Source organism: Pseudomonas sp. 34 E 7, assembly GCF_900005715.1.
Taxonomy (GTDB): domain Bacteria; phylum Pseudomonadota; class Gammaproteobacteria; order Pseudomonadales; family Pseudomonadaceae; genus Aquipseudomonas; species Aquipseudomonas orientalis_A.
Genome location: NZ_CVTX01000098.1, coordinates 22,695 through 39,621 on the forward strand (window position 1 = coordinate 22,695; position 16,927 = coordinate 39,621).

Sequence of the window (16,927 nt, forward strand, 5' to 3'; positions counted from 1 at the left end):
ATGAACGAACTGACTCATGTCGTCCCGGTGCGTTTGCCACCCCAGGCGACGCCCTCGGTGCGCGCCTGGCGCTGGGTGCGCCAGTCGATGTTCCCCAGTGTCGGCCACTCGCTGCTGACCCTGCTGGTACTGGCTCTGCTGGCATGGTGCATCCCCAAGGCACTCAACTGGCTGGTGCTGGACGCGACGTTCGTCGGCAGCACCCGTGACGCCTGTAATCCTCACGCAGCCTGCTGGTTGCCGGTCATCGAACGCTGGAACCTCTTCGTTTACGGTTTCTATCCAGAAGCTCAGCGCTGGAGAGTCAACCTGGCATTCCTGCTGGCCGTCGGCGCGTTCGTCCTGTTGTTTTTCAAACGTCTGGACCGCCGTGCCTTGCTGGCGTACCTGGTGATGTTGCCGCTGCTGATGTGGTGGCTGCTCAAGGGCGGAGCAGGTCTGCCAGGCGTCTCGTCGACGCAGTTTGCCGGCATGACCGTGACCGTGATGCTGGGCACCATCGGCATGATTTTCGCGCTGCCGCTGGGCATTCTGCTGGCGCTGGGACGGCGCTCGAAGAAGCCGGTCATCCGTCTTCTTTGCGTGCTGTACATCGAGCTGGTGCGCTCGGTGCCGGTGATCAGTCTGTTGTTCATGGCGTCGCTGATGATCCAGCTGTTCCTGCCGCCAGGCGTGGCGTTCGACATTCTGCTGCGGGTGCAGGTGGTGCTGATCCTGTTCACCGCCGCCTACATGGCCGAAACCGTGCGCGGCGGCTTGCAGAGCCTGCCCAAGGGGCAATACGAGGCAGCACAGGCGCTGGGCTTCGGTTACTGGAAAACCATGGGGCACATCATCCTGCCGCAGGTGCTCCGACAAACCATACCGCCGTTGTTGACCCAGTTTATCGGCCTGTTCAAGGAAACCACGCTGGTGATGGTTGTCGGCGTGCTGGACATCGTCGGCATCGCCAGCAGCACAGCGGCGTCGGCTGAATGGGCGGGGCATGACCACGAGATCTACATCTTCCTTGCCCTGTACTTTTTCATTATTTGCTTCGCGTTGTCGCGCTATGCCCGCCATCTCGAAAATAACCTGGAGCATGACCGCTCATGAGCATCGCCAATCACACCGATAGCGGTCCTATCGTGCGTATCGAAAACCTCAACAAGTGGTACGGACAGACTCACGTGCTGCGTGACATTTCATTGTCGGTGGCGGCCGGCGAGAAGCTGGTGATCTGTGGACCTTCGGGCTCCGGCAAGTCCACCCTTATTCGCTGCATCAACCAGCTCGAGCAGCACCAGCAGGGCACGATCGAAGTGTTGGGCCAGGCACTCGACGGCAAGCGTCTGGAGCAGTTGCGTCGCCAGGTGGGTATGTGTTTCCAGAGCTTCAATCTGTTCCCGCACCTTACGGTGCTGAAGAACTGCACCCTTCCTCAAACGGCCAACCTGGGTGTGCCGGTGGACGAAGCCATTGAGCGCGCCTTGCAGTTGCTGGACAAGGTGAAGATGCGTGATCACGCCAACAAGTATCCCTCGCAGCTGTCCGGCGGCCAGCAGCAACGCATTGCCATCGCGCGAGCGCTGTGCATGCAGCCACGGATCATGCTGTTCGATGAGCCGACCTCCGCACTGGACCCGGAAATGATCGCCGAAGTGCTCGAGGTGATGACCGGCCTGGCCGAAGATGGCATGACCATGATCTGCGTGACCCATGAAATGGGGTTCGCTCGCAAGGTCGCCGACCGTGTGGTGTTCATGGATGGCGGAGAAATCATTGAGCAGGCGCCGCCTTCAGAGTTTTTCCATTCGCCGCAGTCGCCACGCACGCAGCGCTTCCTCAACCAGATTCTGAACCATGGGGCGCAGCCGGCATGACGTCTCCTATCGCAATCGCGTTGCATGGTGGTGCCGGCGTACTGCAAGCGGGCGTTTTGAGCGCCGAAGACGAGAACGCTGTGCACGCCAGTCTGTTGAGTGCGCTCAAGGCCGGACTGAGCATCCTGGAGGAGGGCGGCAGCGCGCTCGACGCTGCCCAGGCAAGCGTGGTGGAGCTTGAGGAATGTCCCTGGTTCAACGCCGGCAGAGGCGCCGTATTCACGGACAAGGGCGATCATGAAATGGACGCCGCGATCATGAGCGGTGACAACCGTGAAGCAGGCGCCGTGGCCGGGATCCATTTTGCGCGCAACCCCATCAAGGCTGCGCGTGCGGTGCTTGAGCACAGCGACCATGTGCTGTTGTCCGGCGTCGGTGCCGACCAGTTTGTTGCCGCCCAGGCGCTGGAGCATGTCGACAATGCCTGGTTCGACACCGAACTGCGTCGCAGGCAATGGCAAGCCCAGCGCCTGAACCCGCAAGCGCTCAGCCTGGAACCCGGTGGCATTGAGAAAAAATTCGGCACCGTGGGGGCTGTGGCGTTGGACCGCAGCGGCCAGGTGGCGGCGGCGACGTCCACGGGAGGTATTACCAACAAGCGTTACGGACGCATCGGTGATACGCCGCTGATTGGTGCCGGCACTTGGGCCGACAACCGCAGCGCGGCCATTTCCGCCACCGGGCATGGCGAGTTTTTCATTCGATGTGCCGTCGCCCACGACATCGCCGCACGCATGCGTTACACCGGCGCCAGACTGCGCAAGGCGTGCGACCAGGTGGTGCTGGGCGAGCTGAAAGCGCTGGGCGGCAATGGCGGCGTGGTTGCCGTGGCCCCTAACGGCGACACCGCGCTGGTGTTCAATACACCCGGCATGTACCGCGCCTGGCGCGATGCCGAGGGCGGGCTGCATACGGCGATCTACGCCGCAGAGGATCGGTTGCACGTTCAAGAGGCAACGACCTGAGCGTTTTGACGAATGTTGATGTTGTGATGAAGACCCCTTCAACCTGGAGCGCAATGATGAAAATAATAAAAACGTTAAAGAACGCCAAAGGTGTTCTGCTGTGTGTCCCCTTGTCCATCGCACTGTACGGATGTCAGCAGTTACCGCCGAAAACGGTGGTCGCCAACGCTGACGCCGTATTGGATGCACCGGTTAAAAAAGTAGGCAATCAACAACTGCTCGTCCGTGGCCCGAGCGGTGAAGGTGTGATTCCGGTGTTTGCCAGTGGCGATATCAATGCGGTCGCGCCGGACGTCACGAACGTGTTTATCGTCATACATGGCACCCTCAGAAACGCCGATACCTATTTCGCAACGGGTCAACAGATCCTCGCCGGCGCTGGATCGCTGGGTAAAGGGGCAATGATGGTTGCCCCGCAATTTCTGACGGCTGCGGATGTGAAAGCCTTCTCCCTGCCTGCCCGGAGTCTGGCATGGACGCAGGAGGGCTGGAAAGGCGGAGAGCCGGCGGTCGGCCCTGTACCCCTCAGTTCCTTTGCGGCGCTTGACGCGTTGCTCGAACATTTTGCCGATAAACGTCAGTACCCGGCGCTGTCCAGCGTGTTGTTGATGGGGCACTCGGCCGGCGCGCAGATTCTGCAACGTTATGCCGTGGTGGGACGCGCCGATCCGATATTGGCGCGTGCCCATATCGATCTTCGCTACGTGGTTGCCAATCCATCCAGCTATTTGTACTTCAGTGACGAGCGGCCCGACAGCCAGGCTATCGCCGGTGGTGCGTGCCCGGAAGCGACGAAATGGAAATATCAACTCAAGGATGCTCCGCAATACGTGTCGTCGCAGAATGTGGAAACGCTGGAGTCCGACTATGCCGCGCGCAATGTCGTCTACCTGCTCGGTGAAGCAGACACAGACCCGTACAAGCACTTCATCGATCGTTCATGCGCGGGTATGGCACAGGGGCCTTATCGGCTCGCGCGAGGACGCTCTTATTTCGATTACATGAAAAAACGGCACCCGGCGCACTTGAAACAGAAGGTTGTGATAGTGCCAGGCGTCGGCCACGATAATTTGAAAATGTTTACGTCCAACTGCGGGATGGCCGTATTGTTTGACCAACCGACACCCAAGACCTGTCCGGTCATAACCGGCGCTAAATAACTGGCGCGAACTCAAAGAGTCTTTTGATAGCGCTCTATGAGTCAGCGCGTCAATAAGACAGTCCGTGTTTAGATACTGTTAGTCAACAGGTCAGACAGTCCTGGACGTTTGATTAATATCGGGGTGACCCGTCAGTGAGCATCATTGATGGGCTGACCCGCGAACCAACTCAACTATAAAAAATCGCCGCTTATCGCTGCGGTATTAATAAAACACGTCCGTTGACACACTATTTGGGGGCAGTATGAACAAGCAAACTCTGGTGGTGGCCATTGCGCTCGCCAACGTATCTTCGTTCAGCGTATATGCCGGCGAGGCGGCAGGCGCAGGCGACTTTATCTCTGGGTCCAAGGCAAGCATCAGCTCGCGCACTATGTATTTCAATAATGACAACCGCGCCGGTGGTGCGGATCAGAAGGAAGCCGCCCAAGGGCTGCTCTTCAATTATGCGTCGGGTTATACCCAGGGCACGATTGGCCTGGGCGTGGACGCTCAAGTGCTCACGGGGATTCATCTGGATGGGGGCAGGGGGCATCATCCGGATAAAAATACGTTTTCTCCAAGCGACTCGGATGGCTCTGCTGAACAGACCTGGAGTCGCGCGGGCGCCAACGTGAAGGTCAAACTCGCGGATACAACGTTGAGGGTGGGCAATGCGCTAAGTCCTGAACTGCCGATTCTCAATGCCAGCGAAAGTCGTGTGCTGCCGCAGACTTTCCAGGGCGGTATGCTGACGTCCAAAGTATTCAATGATGTAACGCTGAACGTTGGCAAGATCACGGACGCTGTTGGCCGTGCCTCCAGCAATAGTTCCGGACTCTCTGTATCCGGCGCGACAAAGGACTCCAACAGTTTCCAGTTCGCGGGCGCCGACTGGAAAATCACCAGGAACTTGACCGCTCAAGCCTATCACGCTCAACTCAAGGATTTTTACAATCAAACCTTCCTCGGCCTCGTTTATCTGGTGCCGATTGGCAATGATCAAACCTTGAAAACCGACCTGCGTTACTTCGATAGCAACTCCGATGGCAAGAATGGTCAGGCGGGCTATCGCTTCAACAACAATGGTGGTTACGCAAAAGATGCAGGTGAGGTTTCCAACAAGACATGGAGTGCCATGTTTACGTATGCCCTCGGTGGTCACTCCATTATGGTCGGTCATCAGCGCGTGAGTGATGATGGCGGGTTTGTGTGGGTCAATAATGGAAGCATCGCCGACAGCCGTGGGCGTAACGAGGGACAGGGCGGGTCGGATTTCTACCTGTTCACCAACAGCATGATCAATCAGTTCGCCCGTGCCGGGGAAAATACGACATTCGGCCAATACAGCTTCAATTTTGCTTCCGTGGGCATTGCCGGTTTGAAAATGAGCGCCGCCTACTTGCACGGTGATGACATTAAAGACGTGAAAAACGGCAGTGATCATTCTGAATGGGAACGCGACATGCGCGTTGCTTACACCGTGCAGGAAGGACCGCTGAAAAACCTGAGCGCAACGCTGCGACACGGTGTGTATCGAGGTGACGGCTCGGGGGGATCCAATACCGATCAAACCCGCCTTATTTTCGATTACACCTACAACTTCATGTAAGGCCAACCGGAGGAGAAGTTGCGTTCGGTAGCGGGGGGAGGTCGTTAGAACCCGAGGCCTATAACAGCTCTCGGAACCGACTCCCGCTGATTCGCTAAGGTATCGACGAAACGGATGGCCATTTTCGCGCGCCCAGTTGGGTCGAATAGAAAGTTTTCGGGTTCGTCTCTGTAACACCACTGTCTATAACGTGCGTATTTGAAATGGAGTGCTACGGCTATGAAATATTGGCTTTTAATATTGATTGCAGGCGTATTGTCCGTCTCGTCGCTCAACGCTGGAGCGACGCAAATAAAGACGCCTTCGTCATACGCGCAGTCAACGTTCATCGTGTTATGTGATTGTAATACCCATCTGAAGCGCACGCTGATCGAGCATGAAATCAATAAAGCCGGCGGAAAAGTTCTGTTCATGTATGAAGACCTTGGCGGATTTGCCGTCAAAACGTCGAAGTCAGACGATCCTGACCAACTTGAGCGCAGGTTACGTGGCATACGCGGAGTCAAGTCGATAGAGCGTGATGGCGAGGCGGGCGTCAATACAGGAAGCTGAATGCGTCAAACCTCTGTCGTGCTTTATGGTCCGCGTTGGGTCGCTGTCAAGTTGGTGTAGGCGACAGGCTCCCGGTAACGTGTCCAACCCCGCAGATGCTTGATTGTTCATGACAGATACCTGTGTCACCGCCTACCGCTTCGGCTGTTCGGCTCGGCTGGTTTCCTTGATCGCAAAGAACAGACAGCGCAGAGCTTCACGATCCTGTTCTGACAATAAACGGTAGTAGCGGATCAGTCGCTCTTCCTCTCGGCTGAGCTGTTGGGGGCGCAAGGTTGTGCCGAGGGCGGTAAGCAGTGAGGGGAAAAACGAAGTATTCAACATGATCCAGGTTCTTCATGAGATGAATGGAAATGTGGGCTTCTTGCCCTGAACAGCTGAATACATAACGTCTCTTTTGGAAAAGGGCTCGTCATTTTTCGTGACTGTTGGGTTTTTCGGATGGGGCTGTCGGAAGTGTTTGGCGAAGGTGTAGGAGCGATCTTTCAAGACCGGGCGACCAGGTCAAGCTTGCACAACCAGGAGCGTATGGCTTCAACCAGTTCCATCTTGCACTCCACCGGCAACCAATGCCCGCCGGGCAGGCGGGTCACGGTGAGATCTGCGCAGGCCGCTCGCATTGGATCGCCCAGCTGATTACCGTTGATGGTGTTCATCTGATCGTAATCGCCGTTCACAAACAGGACTGGCAATGACAAGCGGCCACCATTGCGCGCCCGGTGGGCATACTCAATGTTGGCATCGTCGTTTAAATACCATGCGCAGGGCGCGCGGAAACCCTGCGCCTGGAAATTGCGCACCAATTCGGCGAAGTCTGCCTGCGGCCAGAGCGCCAGGTCTGGCTGGGTGAGGGGAGCCCGGTGCGCTTGGCCAAATCGCCCGCCTTTGCGGGTGACTTCGGCATTGGCTGCAACCTTGCCGATACTCGCCGGGTCGCCTCGTCGATAAATCGACGCCAGCGATGCGGCTTTATCCGCATCAAGATCAGCGACAGCACACGCAAAGTGCGTGGTGTAGTAGCGGTAATAATCCCATTGGCCGTCCGGATACGTGTCCGCCGGATAGATCGAGCGGTCAACCAGTGGGACGAGCGTCGGCAAGGCGTTAGTGGTGGGGAAGTACGGCACCGAAATCAATACAACACCGCGGCTGCGCTGAGGTTCATGGGCGACCAGTTCACCCGCCACGACGCTGCCCCAGTCGTGGCCCACCCAAATGGCGGGCATGCCACCGAGATGGTCATGAAGCTCTGCCATGTCGGCCACGATGTTTTCAAGGGTGTAGGCACCAGTGAGCGCGGGCGCGGAAGAACGGCCATAACCGCGCATGTCGGGTGCAACGCAGTGCCAGCCTTGTGCAGCGAACGCTTGTATCTGTGCGCGCCAGATCAGGTTGAGTTCCGGCCAACCGTGCAGGAACACCATCAATGGCCCATCGATCGGACCCATCTCTACATAGTGCGTCGTATGGCGGGGGGTAGTGAGAACACGCGAGGTCAGCTTGGAAGTGGACACGGTATCTCCTCATGCTACGTCGGCTGATGAACGCAAAGCGGCCACACTGTAGTGAGCGGCAGGCTTCATGGTTCGTTCCATGTTGCGCGCACACCATATTCCGTTTTTGTTCAGCGCACAGGGGCTCGGACGCCCAGGCCGGTCATCCAATGGTCATAAAACAGACGGAAGGCACATAAGGATTCTAAAGTTGAGAGGGAGTGGGCAGATAACCCCTATGTCGCCTATATCCGCAACACTGTTCAAGGATCGAACTCATGACCCAGCGTCAATCCGTCCGCATTACCCTTCCTGGTCATCCGCGTTTTTGCTGGTTTGCTCTTATCCCGGTAGTGCCTGCCGTGGTGTGGTTGCTGGTGCAATCAGCCTCCACGGCCAACCTGGTGGCGTGTGCGGTACTGGTGCTGATTGGTCTCGGTGCCTGTGCCTGGAGCACCGGTTCACAGCGCAAGGCGCTGTTGCGCACGACGTCGCGGGCCCAGGCGGATCAGTCAACGGTGGACGCAGCGCACAACGGCATGGCTTCTCGCGCACAGCTCGATGAAGTGTTGCTGGGCGCCATGCCGATCTGGGCCAAGCAGGTGGAAAGCTCGCGGCATCAGACTGAAGAAGCGATTGTAAGCCTGGCCAACCGTTTCACCGGGATCGCCACGCGATTGCAGGACACGGTACAGGCATCGCAGCAGGCTGCCGGCGAACTGGACGGGCAGTCCGCCGATGGCGCGCTGGAGGTGCTGGCGCGCAGTGACAGCGAGCTGAGCCAGGTGATCAACTCGCTCAAGGCCACTCAGACCAGCCGTGACCAGACTCTGGCCCAGGTCCGCAGCCTCACCGCCTATACCAAGGAACTGCGCGCCATGGCCGCCGACGTGGCGGCGATTGCCGCGCAGACCAACCTGCTGGCCCTTAACGCAGCCATCGAGGCGGCGCGTGCCGGTGAGGCAGGGCGCGGCTTTGCGGTGGTGGCCGATGCGGTGCGCAGCCTGTCGAACAAATCCAGTGAAACCGGCCAGCAGATGTCGGCCAAGGTCGACATCATCAATAACGCCATCACGCAATTGGTGCAGGCCGCATCCAGCAGTGCCGACCAGGACAGCCACTCGGTGGCCGAGTCGGAAAACAGCATTCAACGCGTGCTCGAGCGCTTCCAGAACATCACCGGGCGCCTGGCGGACTCTGCCGACCTGCTCAAGCAGGAAAGCTACGGCATCCGTGATGAGATGACCGAAGTGCTGGTCAGCCTGCAATTCCAGGACCGGGTCAGCCAGATCCTCAGCCACGTGCGAGACAACATGCAGGCCTTGCATGACCACCTCCTGCAAGCCAGCCAGGCGCCGGACCAGGCGGTGGGCGTCGATGCCCGGCAGTGGCTCGCGCGGATGGAAGCCACCTACGCCACCGACGAGCAACGGCGCCTCCATCACGGAGCGGCGGCCGCGCAGCAGAACTCTCAAGACATCACCTTCTTTTAGGAGCACATCATGGCAAAGAATGTATTAGTGGTCGACGACTCCAGCAGCGTGCGGCAAGTGGTCGGCATCGCCTTGAAAAGCGCCGGCTACGACGTCATCGAGGCCAGCGACGGCAAGGATGCCCTGAGCAAGCTTACCGGGCAGAAGGTGCACTTGATCATCAGCGACGTGAACATGCCCAACATGGACGGCATCACCTTCGTCAAGGAGGTCAAGAAGCTGGCCAATTACAAGTTCACCCCGATCATCATGCTGACCACCGAGTCCCAGGAATCGAAGAAGGCCGAGGGCCAGGCCGCCGGTGCCAAGGCATGGGTGGTCAAGCCGTTCCAGCCGGCGCAGATGTTGGCGGCAGTGTCTAAACTGATCCTGCCTTGATCCCGGCGCCAGGGAGGCTCCCATGCCGATTACCACTGAAACAGTCGACGATACTGCCTGCGTGCGCATAGACGGCGAGCTGACCATCTACACCGTAGCGGAACTGGCGGCTGCGCTGCTGCCCCGGATCGGCGCGATTCCCCGCCTGGAGCTGGATCTGTCGCAGGTCACGGAGATGGATGGCGCCGGTTTGCAGTTGCTCGCAGTGGTCCAGCGTGAGGCGGGCGTTGCCGGTACGGCCTTGAGTGTGACCGGCCAAAGCCAGGCGGTCATGCACGCACTGCAACTGTGCCGTAGCGCAGGCTTGTAGTCGCCACTTCCCATGTTTTTTTGATCGACAAGGACAGTCCAGGTGAGCATCAATCTCGATCAGGCACAGCAGACATTCATCGTTGAGGCACGCGAGCTGTTGCAGGCCATGGAGCAATCCCTGCTGCAATTGGAAAACGAGCCCGGCGACCAGGATGCCATCGGCGCGATTTTCCGCGCCGCACACACCATCAAGGGTTCGGCGGGCCTTTTCGGTCTGGCGTCGATCGTGGGGTTCACGCATATCGTCGAAGACGTGCTTGACCGCCTGCGCGAAGGCAATGTGGCGGTGGACGCCGCGTTGATCGCGCTGCTGCTCAAATGCGGCGACCACATGCTCGAACTGGTCGAAGTGGTCGCCAACCGCGGTGAGGCGCCGACGCCTGCAGCGCTGGAGCGCGGTGAGGCATTGCGCGAGGCACTGAGTGCCTATCAGCCGATGCGAACCGCCGCTGCCGGCGTCGAAACCGCAGAGGTGGCCGACGACGCGACGGTCGACGTGCTCTGGCACCTCTCCCTGCGCTTCGGCGTCGACGTGTTCCGTAACGGCATGGACCCGCTGTCGTTTTTGCGCTACCTCGAGACCCTGGGTCAGGTGCTGCAGGTCACCACCCTGACCGACAGCATCCCGCCCATGGACCGCTGGGACCCGGAAAGCTGCTACCTGGGGTTCGAGATCGACCTGCGTTCGACGGCCAGTCACGCCACCCTCAACGAAGTGTTCGACTTTGTGCGTGACGACTGCGAGGTGCACATCAGTGCGGTCGACGAAGCGCCCGGCAGCACGGCGGTCGCCGCCGGTGACCAGGTCACCCAGGCAGAGCAAGGCCTCATGGCGGCGACACCGCAGCGTTCTGCGCCAGCCAGCGAAGCGAAACCCCGCGACGGCAATTACGTGCGGGTCAACGCCGACAAGCTCGACGAGCTGATCAACCTGGTCGGCGAACTGGTGATCGCCAGTGCCGGCTCAAGCCTGCTGGCCCGCTCCTGTAACAACGACCCTTTGCAAGAGGCGACCTCGACGGTATCGGCGCTGGTGGAAGAAATCCTCGATGGCGCCCTGCACCTGCGCATGATCCCCATCGGTGACACGTTCAACCGTTTTCGCCGTGTGGTGCGCGATATCAGCCAGGAATTGGGCAAGGACATCGAACTGAGCATCAGCGGTGCGGACACCGAGCTGGACAAGACCGTGGTCGAGAAAATCGGCGACCCGCTGATGCACCTGCTGCGCAACGCCATGGACCACGGTATCGAAAGCGCCGAGGCGCGACAGGCGGCCGGCAAGCCGACCAAGGGCCATTTGAGCCTCAATGCCTACCATGACTCCGGGAGCATCGTCATTGAAATCGCCGACGACGGCGCCGGGCTCAACCGCGAACGCATCCTGCAAAAGGCCCAGGAACGCGGGCTGGTGGCCAGCGGCGCGGTGCTGACCGACCAGGAGATCTACAACCTGATCTTCGAAGCGGGTTTCTCCACCGCCGAGGCGGTGACCAACCTGTCCGGGCGTGGCGTCGGCATGGACGTGGTCAAGCGCAACATCACCTTGTTACGCGGCACCGTCGACCTGGACAGCCGCCCCGGCGAGGGCACGGTAGTGCGCATCCGCTTGCCGCTGACCCTGGCGATCATCAATGGATTCCTGGTCGGCATCGACCAATCCACCTATGTGATTCCCCTGGACATGGTCCAGGAATGTATCGAACTGGATGAACGCCAGCGCCAGTCCAGCCGCGACGACGGCTATCTGGACCTGCGTGGCGAGGTCTTGCCGCTGGTGGACCTGCGTGAACACTTCAGCCACGAAGGGCCGGCCGCACGGCGCCAGAACGTGGTGGTGGTGCGCTACGCCGAGCACAAGGCCGGGCTGGTGGTGGATGACCTGCTCGGTGAGTTCCAGACCGTGATCAAACCGTTGGGCAAGCTGTTCGGCGCGCTGCGCGGCATCAGCGGCTCGACCATATTGGGCAGCGGCGCGGTGGCCCTGATCCTGGATGTACCGGCACTGCTCAACCAACTCGTACAACTGGAAGCCCGCACGCCCCAGGCGCCTCAATCGCCGCCGGTCGTCGCTCGCTGACGCATAAGCAATTCCATGGAGGTTCCCCGATGAAATGGTTCTACGATCTTAAAATATCCACCAAGCTGATCAGCTCGTTCCTGGTGGTCCTGGCGCTCACGGCGGCCATGGGCGGCTTCGCCATCCTCCAGCTCGGCGCCGTCAACCAGGCGGCCCAGGACATCAGGGGCAATTGGATGCCTTCCATGCGCGCAGCGGCCGGCATGCGTTTTTTTGCCGCCAACTATCGCTTGAAAGAAAACCGCCACCTCGCGACGGACATCGCCGAGGAAAAGGCCCAGGCCGAACGTGAGGCCGCCGACGCGCGCCAACAGTTCGACACCCGCATGGGCACCTACGAGCAGTTGCTGTCGAACGAGGAAGATCGCCAACTGCTGGCCAGCGTGAAAAGTGCGTGGGACGCGTACCTGGCGAGCAGCAAGCAAGTGCTCGAGTTTTCCCGGCAGAATCAGGAAGTCCAGGCACGTGGTTTGCTCAGGGGAGAGTCCAAGGGGCATTTCGATGAGGTAACCAGCCGCCTGCAGAAAATGATCGAGATCAATGATGCCGGTGCGACGGTTGCGGGTGACAAGGGCTCGGCGCTGTATGAAAACGCACGCCTATCGATCAGCGCGGTACTGGTCGCGGCCTTGTTGATCGGCCTGGGCCTGGCGGTATTCATCGCCCGGATTATTTCCCGCCCGTTGAGGCAGGCCGCAACCGCCGCCGAACAATTGGCCGAAGGCAACCTCAACGCCCACATCGAGCCGGGTGCCAAGGATGAAACCGGCATGGTGCTCAACGCCATGCGCAACATGGTCGGCAAGCTGGCGCATATCATCGGCGAAGTGCGTAACGCCGCCGACAACCTGGCCAGCGCCTCCGAACAGGTCAGCGCCACCGCGCAATCGATGAGCCAGGCCACCAGTGAACAGGCCGCCAGTGTCGAGGAAACCAGCGCCTCGGTGGAGCAGATGAGCGCCAGCATCAACCAGAACACCGAGAATGCCAAGGTCACCGATGGCATGGCCAGCAAGGCCGCCAAGGAAGCCACCGAAGGCGGCGAATCGGTACAGCAGACCGTGGTGGCGATGAAGAAAATCGCCCAACGCATCAGCATCATCGATGACATCGCCTACCAGACCAATCTGCTCGCCCTCAACGCCGCCATCGAGGCCGCTCGGGCCGGCGAGCACGGCAAGGGCTTCGCCGTGGTGGCCGCCGAAGTGCGCAAGCTGGCCGAGCGCAGCCAGGTCGCGGCCCAGGAAATCGGCGAGCTGTCGTCCAGCAGCGTGGACATGGCTGAGAAGGCCGGCAAGCTGCTTGACGAAATGGTGCCGTCCATCAACAAAACGTCCGACCTTGTGCAGGAAATCAGCGCCGCCTCCGAAGAACAGGCCGCCGGTGTCGGGCAGATCAACACCGCGATGACCCAGCTCAACCAGGTGACCCAGCAAAATGCGTCGAGCAGCGAGGAACTGGCGGCCACGGCCGAAGAAATGAGCAGCCAGGCCGAGCAATTGCAGCAAGCCATGAGCTTCTTCGTGCTCGATTCAACCCCAAAGGCTGCGGTTCAAAGCAGCGGCGTCGACAGCCCCGGCAGCAAGCCCAGCCGTCAGCCGCCGCGCCCGAAACCACAGGCACCGCGCAAGGCCTTCGCCTACAACATGGCCGGCGCACCTGACGAATCGGACTTCACCCGCTTCTGATCCCACGATCGATACGGGCCTACAAGGAGAGTGACATGGGCGCAGTGATGACGACTCGGCATACCGCGGTTGCGGTGGATGAGGACGCGCAATACCTGACCTTCATGCTCGGCGGTGAAATGTTCGCCATCGGCATTCTGGGCATCAAGGAAATTATCGAATACGGCAGCCTGACCGTGGTGCCGATGATGCCGGCGTTCGTGCGCGGGGTGATCAACCTGCGCGGCGCGGTGGTGCCGGTGGTGGACTTGTCGGCGCGCTTCGGGCGGGCCAACTCGGCCATCACCCGGCGCTCCTGCGTGATCATCATCGAGGCGAATACCGACGACGGCCGGCCCCAGGATATCGGGTTGCTGGTCGACACCGTGTCCGCCGTGCAGGAGATCCCCGCCGCGCAGATCGAGCCGCCGCCCAGTTTCGGCGCGCGGATTCGCGCCGATTTCATCGGTGGCATGGCCAAGGTCGACGGCAAGTTCGTGATTGTGCTGGAGGTGGACAAGGTGCTGTCCATCGATGAGATGTCCAGCCTCGCCGAGGACGGCCAGGCGGCGGCCCTCGACCTCGATCCGCGTTGAGTCCCGACCATGCCAGATACCGCCTCCATCGACGATCGTGAATTCGGCCAGTTCCAGAGCTGGCTGTACCGCGCGGCCGGCATCAACCTGTCGCCGGCCAAGAAAGCCCTGGTGGCCGGGCGCCTGTTCAAGCGCCTCAAGCACTACGAGCTGCACAGCTACGGCGAATACTTCAAGCTGATCATGAGTGACCAACGCAAGGGTGAGCTGCAGGTTGCCTTGGATTTGCTGACCACCAACGAAACCTATTTTTTTCGCGAGCCCAAGCACTTCGACTTCCTGCGCCAGCAGGTGCTGCCCGGGGCCGCGCCGGGCAAGGTATTTCGCGTGTGGAGCGCGGCCAGTTCCTCGGGCGAAGAACCCTACAGCCTGGCGATGACCCTGGCCGAGGGCCTGGGCACCACGCCTTGGGAAGTGATCGGCTCGGACATCAGCACCCAGGTGCTGGCCAAGGCGCGCAACGGCCACTACGCCATGGAGCGAGCCGCGACGCTGCCCCAGCCGCTGCTGACCAAGTATTGCCTCAAAGGCATTGGCCGCCAGGAGGGCACCTTTCTGATCGACAAGTCTTTGCGCAACCGCGTCAATTTTGTGCAGGTCAACCTGAACGAAGCGCTGCCGGCCCTGGGCGAGTTCGAGGTGATCTTCCTGCGCAACGTGATGATCTATTTCGACCAGCAGACCAAGAGCCAGGTGGTCGCGCGTCTGTTGCCGCTGCTCAAGCCCGGCGGTTATTTCATCATCAGCCACTCGGAAAGCCTCAACGGTGTCAACGACACCTTGAAGCTGGTGGCGCCGTCGATTTACCGCAAGCCATGAAAAAACCAGTCGGTGTGAGCGAAGTCGTGTTGGCGCCTGGCCAGGTCAGCTTTGCGACGCGGCCGACGCGCCTGCGCACCTTGCTCGGCTCCTGCGTGGCGATCACCTTTTGGCACCCGCAACGGCGGATCGGCGGCATGTGTCATTTCATGCTGCCGGGGCGCCTGCGCAATCATCAGCCCCTGGACGGCCGCTATGGCGACGAAGCCATGGAACTGCTGCTGCGCCACGCCCAGGCCAATGGCACGGGGGCGCAGGATTACCAGGTCAAGTTGTTCGGCGGCGGCGAGATGTTTCCCGATCACCAGCGCCGCCTGCCGACCCACGACGTGGCCAGCCTGAATATTCGCGCGGCGCTGGCCCTGGCCGAGCGCTATCAATTGCACCTGACGGCCCAGGACATGGGCAGTACCGGTTACCGCACGATCATGTTCGACCTGTGGAACGGCAACGTCTGGGTCCGGCACCAACCTATGGGAACACTTCAACAAGATGCCTACCAAAAAAATCAGTGTGCTGCTGGTCGATGACTCGGCCGTGGTGCGCCAGGTACTGCTGGCGATTCTCGCTGACACGCCGGATATCCATGTGATGGGGGCCGCCTCCGACCCGATTTTCGCCATGGACAAACTCGCCCGGGAATGGCCGGATGTGATCGTGCTGGATGTAGAAATGCCGCGCATGGACGGCATCACCTTTCTCAGGAAAATCATGAGCGAGCGGCCGACACCGGTGGTGATCTGCTCGTCGCTGACCCAGAAAGGCGCGGAAACCTCCCTGCAGGCGCTGGCAGCGGGTGCCGTGGAAATCATTACCAAGCCCACGACCGGCCTGAAGAGTTTTCTGATTGAATCGGCGGCCGAGTTGGTGGCGGCGATCCGTGCCGCGGCTAATGCCAACGTCAGGAACCTGGGAAAGCGCAGCGTCAGCGTGACGCCGTTACCGGCACCGGCCGGCAAGCTCAGTGCGGATGCAATCCTGCCCGCCGCCAATGGCCAAGCCATGGCGCACACCACCGAACGTATTGTCGCCATCGGCACCTCCACCGGTGGCACCCAGGCGCTGGAGGCGGTGCTGACGGCACTGCCGCGGGTGTGCCCGGGCATGGTGATCGTGCAGCACATGCCGGAAAAATTCACCGCCTCGTTTGCCGAGCGTCTCAACAGCGTCTGCGAGATCGAGGTGCGCGAAGCGCGCAACAATGACCGTATCCTGCCCGGCCTGGCCCTGATTGCCCCTGGCGGCAAGCACTTGATGGTCACCCGCAGCGGCGCCTATTACCACGCTCAGGTGATCGACGGGCCGCTGGTCAACCGGCACCGGCCTTCGGTGGATGTGCTGTTTCGTTCGGTGGCCAGGTTCGCCGGCAGGAACGCTACGGGCATCATCATGACCGGTATGGGCGACGACGGCGCGCGCGGGCTCAAGGAGATGCTTGACGCCGGCGCCGCCACGGTGGCCCAGGACGAGGCCAGTTGTGTGGTGTTCGGCATGCCCAAGGAGGCGATCAAGCTCAATGCCGCCCAGCGCATCATGGCGTTGGGGGATATTCATCGGGCGATTTTGCATAAGTGAACGTGAGTTCCAGGCTGCCTTGATCGTCCGTGGCACCCTAGGTGTCTACACAACTTTGGTGCGATGCTGGGTGAGGGAGCAGCCTATGACTATTTACGGATGCTCCACAATCCAACTGTGGGAGGGGGCTTGCCCCCGATGACGGCCTCAGAGCCGACCAGAATTTTGTGTCGATCCTGGCCCAGCTGTGGGAGGGGGCTTGCCCCCGATGGCGGCCTCAGAGCCGACCAGGATTTTGTGTCGATCCTGGCCCAACTGTGGGAGGGGGCTTGCCCCCGATGGCGGCCTCGGGGCCGACCAGGATGTTGGATCAGACCGAGTACATATCCGTTTCTGCGGTAACGGCCACTTAGGGTTCCGCCCTGACGGCGGCTCACTTTTGAA

The 16,927-nt window shown here is 60.5% G+C and carries 17 protein-coding genes; 15 read left to right on the forward strand and 2 right to left on the reverse strand.

Annotation, left to right across the window (positions count from 1 at the left end):
- The 6 genes from BFP96_RS06930 to BFP96_RS06955 all read left to right on the forward strand — a co-directional run bounded on the left by BFP96_RS06930 (position 1) and on the right by BFP96_RS06955 (position 6,130).
- Positions 1–1,095, forward strand: a complete 1,095-nt coding sequence (locus tag BFP96_RS06930; RefSeq protein WP_065898271.1) for an amino acid ABC transporter permease — start codon at positions 1–3, stop codon at positions 1,093–1,095.
- On the forward strand, positions 1,092–1,862 hold the full coding sequence (locus BFP96_RS06935; RefSeq protein ID WP_065935899.1) for an amino acid ABC transporter ATP-binding protein: 771 nt from the start codon (positions 1,092–1,094) through the stop codon (positions 1,860–1,862). The genes BFP96_RS06930 and BFP96_RS06935 overlap by 4 nt, the downstream gene beginning before the upstream one ends.
- Positions 1,859–2,827, forward strand: a complete 969-nt coding sequence (locus BFP96_RS06940; protein WP_065895552.1) for an isoaspartyl peptidase/L-asparaginase family protein — start codon at positions 1,859–1,861, stop codon at positions 2,825–2,827. Before BFP96_RS06935 ends, BFP96_RS06940 begins: the two co-directional genes overlap by 4 nt.
- Positions 2,828–2,883: 56 nt before the next feature.
- Positions 2,884–3,987, forward strand: coding sequence for an alpha/beta fold hydrolase (locus tag BFP96_RS06945; RefSeq protein WP_139113357.1), 1,104 nt, complete (start codon positions 2,884–2,886; stop codon positions 3,985–3,987).
- A 244-nt stretch (positions 3,988–4,231) separates the two neighbouring features.
- On the forward strand, positions 4,232–5,578 hold the full coding sequence (locus BFP96_RS06950) for an OprD family outer membrane porin (RefSeq protein WP_065898268.1): 1,347 nt from the start codon (positions 4,232–4,234) through the stop codon (positions 5,576–5,578).
- 219 nt (positions 5,579–5,797) lie between these two features.
- On the forward strand, positions 5,798–6,130 hold the full coding sequence (locus BFP96_RS06955; protein WP_065895555.1) for a hypothetical protein: 333 nt from the start codon (positions 5,798–5,800) through the stop codon (positions 6,128–6,130).
- Positions 6,131–6,262: 132 nt separating this feature from the next.
- Here BFP96_RS06955 and BFP96_RS06960 read toward each other — a convergent pair whose 3' ends face one another.
- Together BFP96_RS06960 and BFP96_RS06965 are read right to left on the reverse strand one after the other, a co-directional pair.
- Positions 6,263–6,454: a hypothetical protein gene (locus BFP96_RS06960; protein ID WP_065895556.1), complete on the reverse strand. Its 192-nt coding sequence runs from the start codon at positions 6,452–6,454 to the stop codon at positions 6,263–6,265.
- A 161-nt stretch (positions 6,455–6,615) separates the two neighbouring features.
- Positions 6,616–7,644 carry an alpha/beta fold hydrolase gene (locus tag BFP96_RS06965; protein WP_065895557.1) on the reverse strand — a complete coding sequence of 343 codons (1,029 nt, stop codon included), beginning with the start codon at positions 7,642–7,644 and terminating at the stop codon, positions 6,616–6,618.
- 560 nt (positions 7,645–8,204) lie between these two features.
- Here BFP96_RS06965 and BFP96_RS06970 point away from each other — a divergent pair.
- Genes BFP96_RS06970 through BFP96_RS07010 form a run of 9 tightly spaced genes read left to right on the forward strand, consistent with a single transcriptional unit; the run spans position 8,205 to position 16,543 of the window.
- A complete protein-coding gene (locus tag BFP96_RS06970) occupies positions 8,205–9,116 on the forward strand; it encodes a methyl-accepting chemotaxis protein (RefSeq protein ID WP_370671238.1) in 912 nt (303 codons plus the stop codon).
- 9 nt (positions 9,117–9,125) lie between these two features.
- Positions 9,126–9,494: a response regulator gene (locus tag BFP96_RS06975; protein WP_010446480.1), complete on the forward strand. Its 369-nt coding sequence runs from the start codon at positions 9,126–9,128 to the stop codon at positions 9,492–9,494.
- A gap of 22 nt (positions 9,495–9,516) precedes the next feature.
- Positions 9,517–9,804 (forward strand): STAS domain-containing protein, encoded by a 288-nt coding sequence (locus BFP96_RS06980; protein ID WP_065935901.1) that lies wholly within the window; start codon positions 9,517–9,519, stop codon positions 9,802–9,804.
- A 42-nt stretch (positions 9,805–9,846) separates the two neighbouring features.
- A complete protein-coding gene (locus BFP96_RS06985) occupies positions 9,847–11,886 on the forward strand; it encodes a chemotaxis protein CheA (protein ID WP_065935902.1) in 2,040 nt (679 codons plus the stop codon).
- 29 nt (positions 11,887–11,915) lie between these two features.
- Positions 11,916–13,574: a methyl-accepting chemotaxis protein gene (locus BFP96_RS06990; protein ID WP_065895559.1), complete on the forward strand. Its 1,659-nt coding sequence runs from the start codon at positions 11,916–11,918 to the stop codon at positions 13,572–13,574.
- Positions 13,575–13,609: 35 nt separating this feature from the next.
- Complete coding sequence (locus tag BFP96_RS06995) at positions 13,610–14,149, forward strand: chemotaxis protein CheW (RefSeq protein WP_065895560.1); 540 nt, start codon at positions 13,610–13,612, stop codon at positions 14,147–14,149.
- 9 nt (positions 14,150–14,158) lie between these two features.
- A complete protein-coding gene (locus BFP96_RS07000) occupies positions 14,159–14,968 on the forward strand; it encodes a CheR family methyltransferase (protein WP_065935903.1) in 810 nt (269 codons plus the stop codon).
- A complete protein-coding gene (cheD, locus tag BFP96_RS07005; protein WP_065888288.1) occupies positions 14,965–15,498 on the forward strand; it encodes a chemoreceptor glutamine deamidase CheD in 534 nt (177 codons plus the stop codon). The genes BFP96_RS07000 and cheD overlap by 4 nt, the downstream gene beginning before the upstream one ends.
- Positions 15,461–16,543, forward strand: coding sequence for a protein-glutamate methylesterase/protein-glutamine glutaminase (locus BFP96_RS07010; RefSeq protein ID WP_065888289.1), 1,083 nt, complete (start codon positions 15,461–15,463; stop codon positions 16,541–16,543). The genes cheD and BFP96_RS07010 overlap by 38 nt, the downstream gene beginning before the upstream one ends.
- The last annotated feature ends 384 nt before the right edge of the window (positions 16,544–16,927 follow it).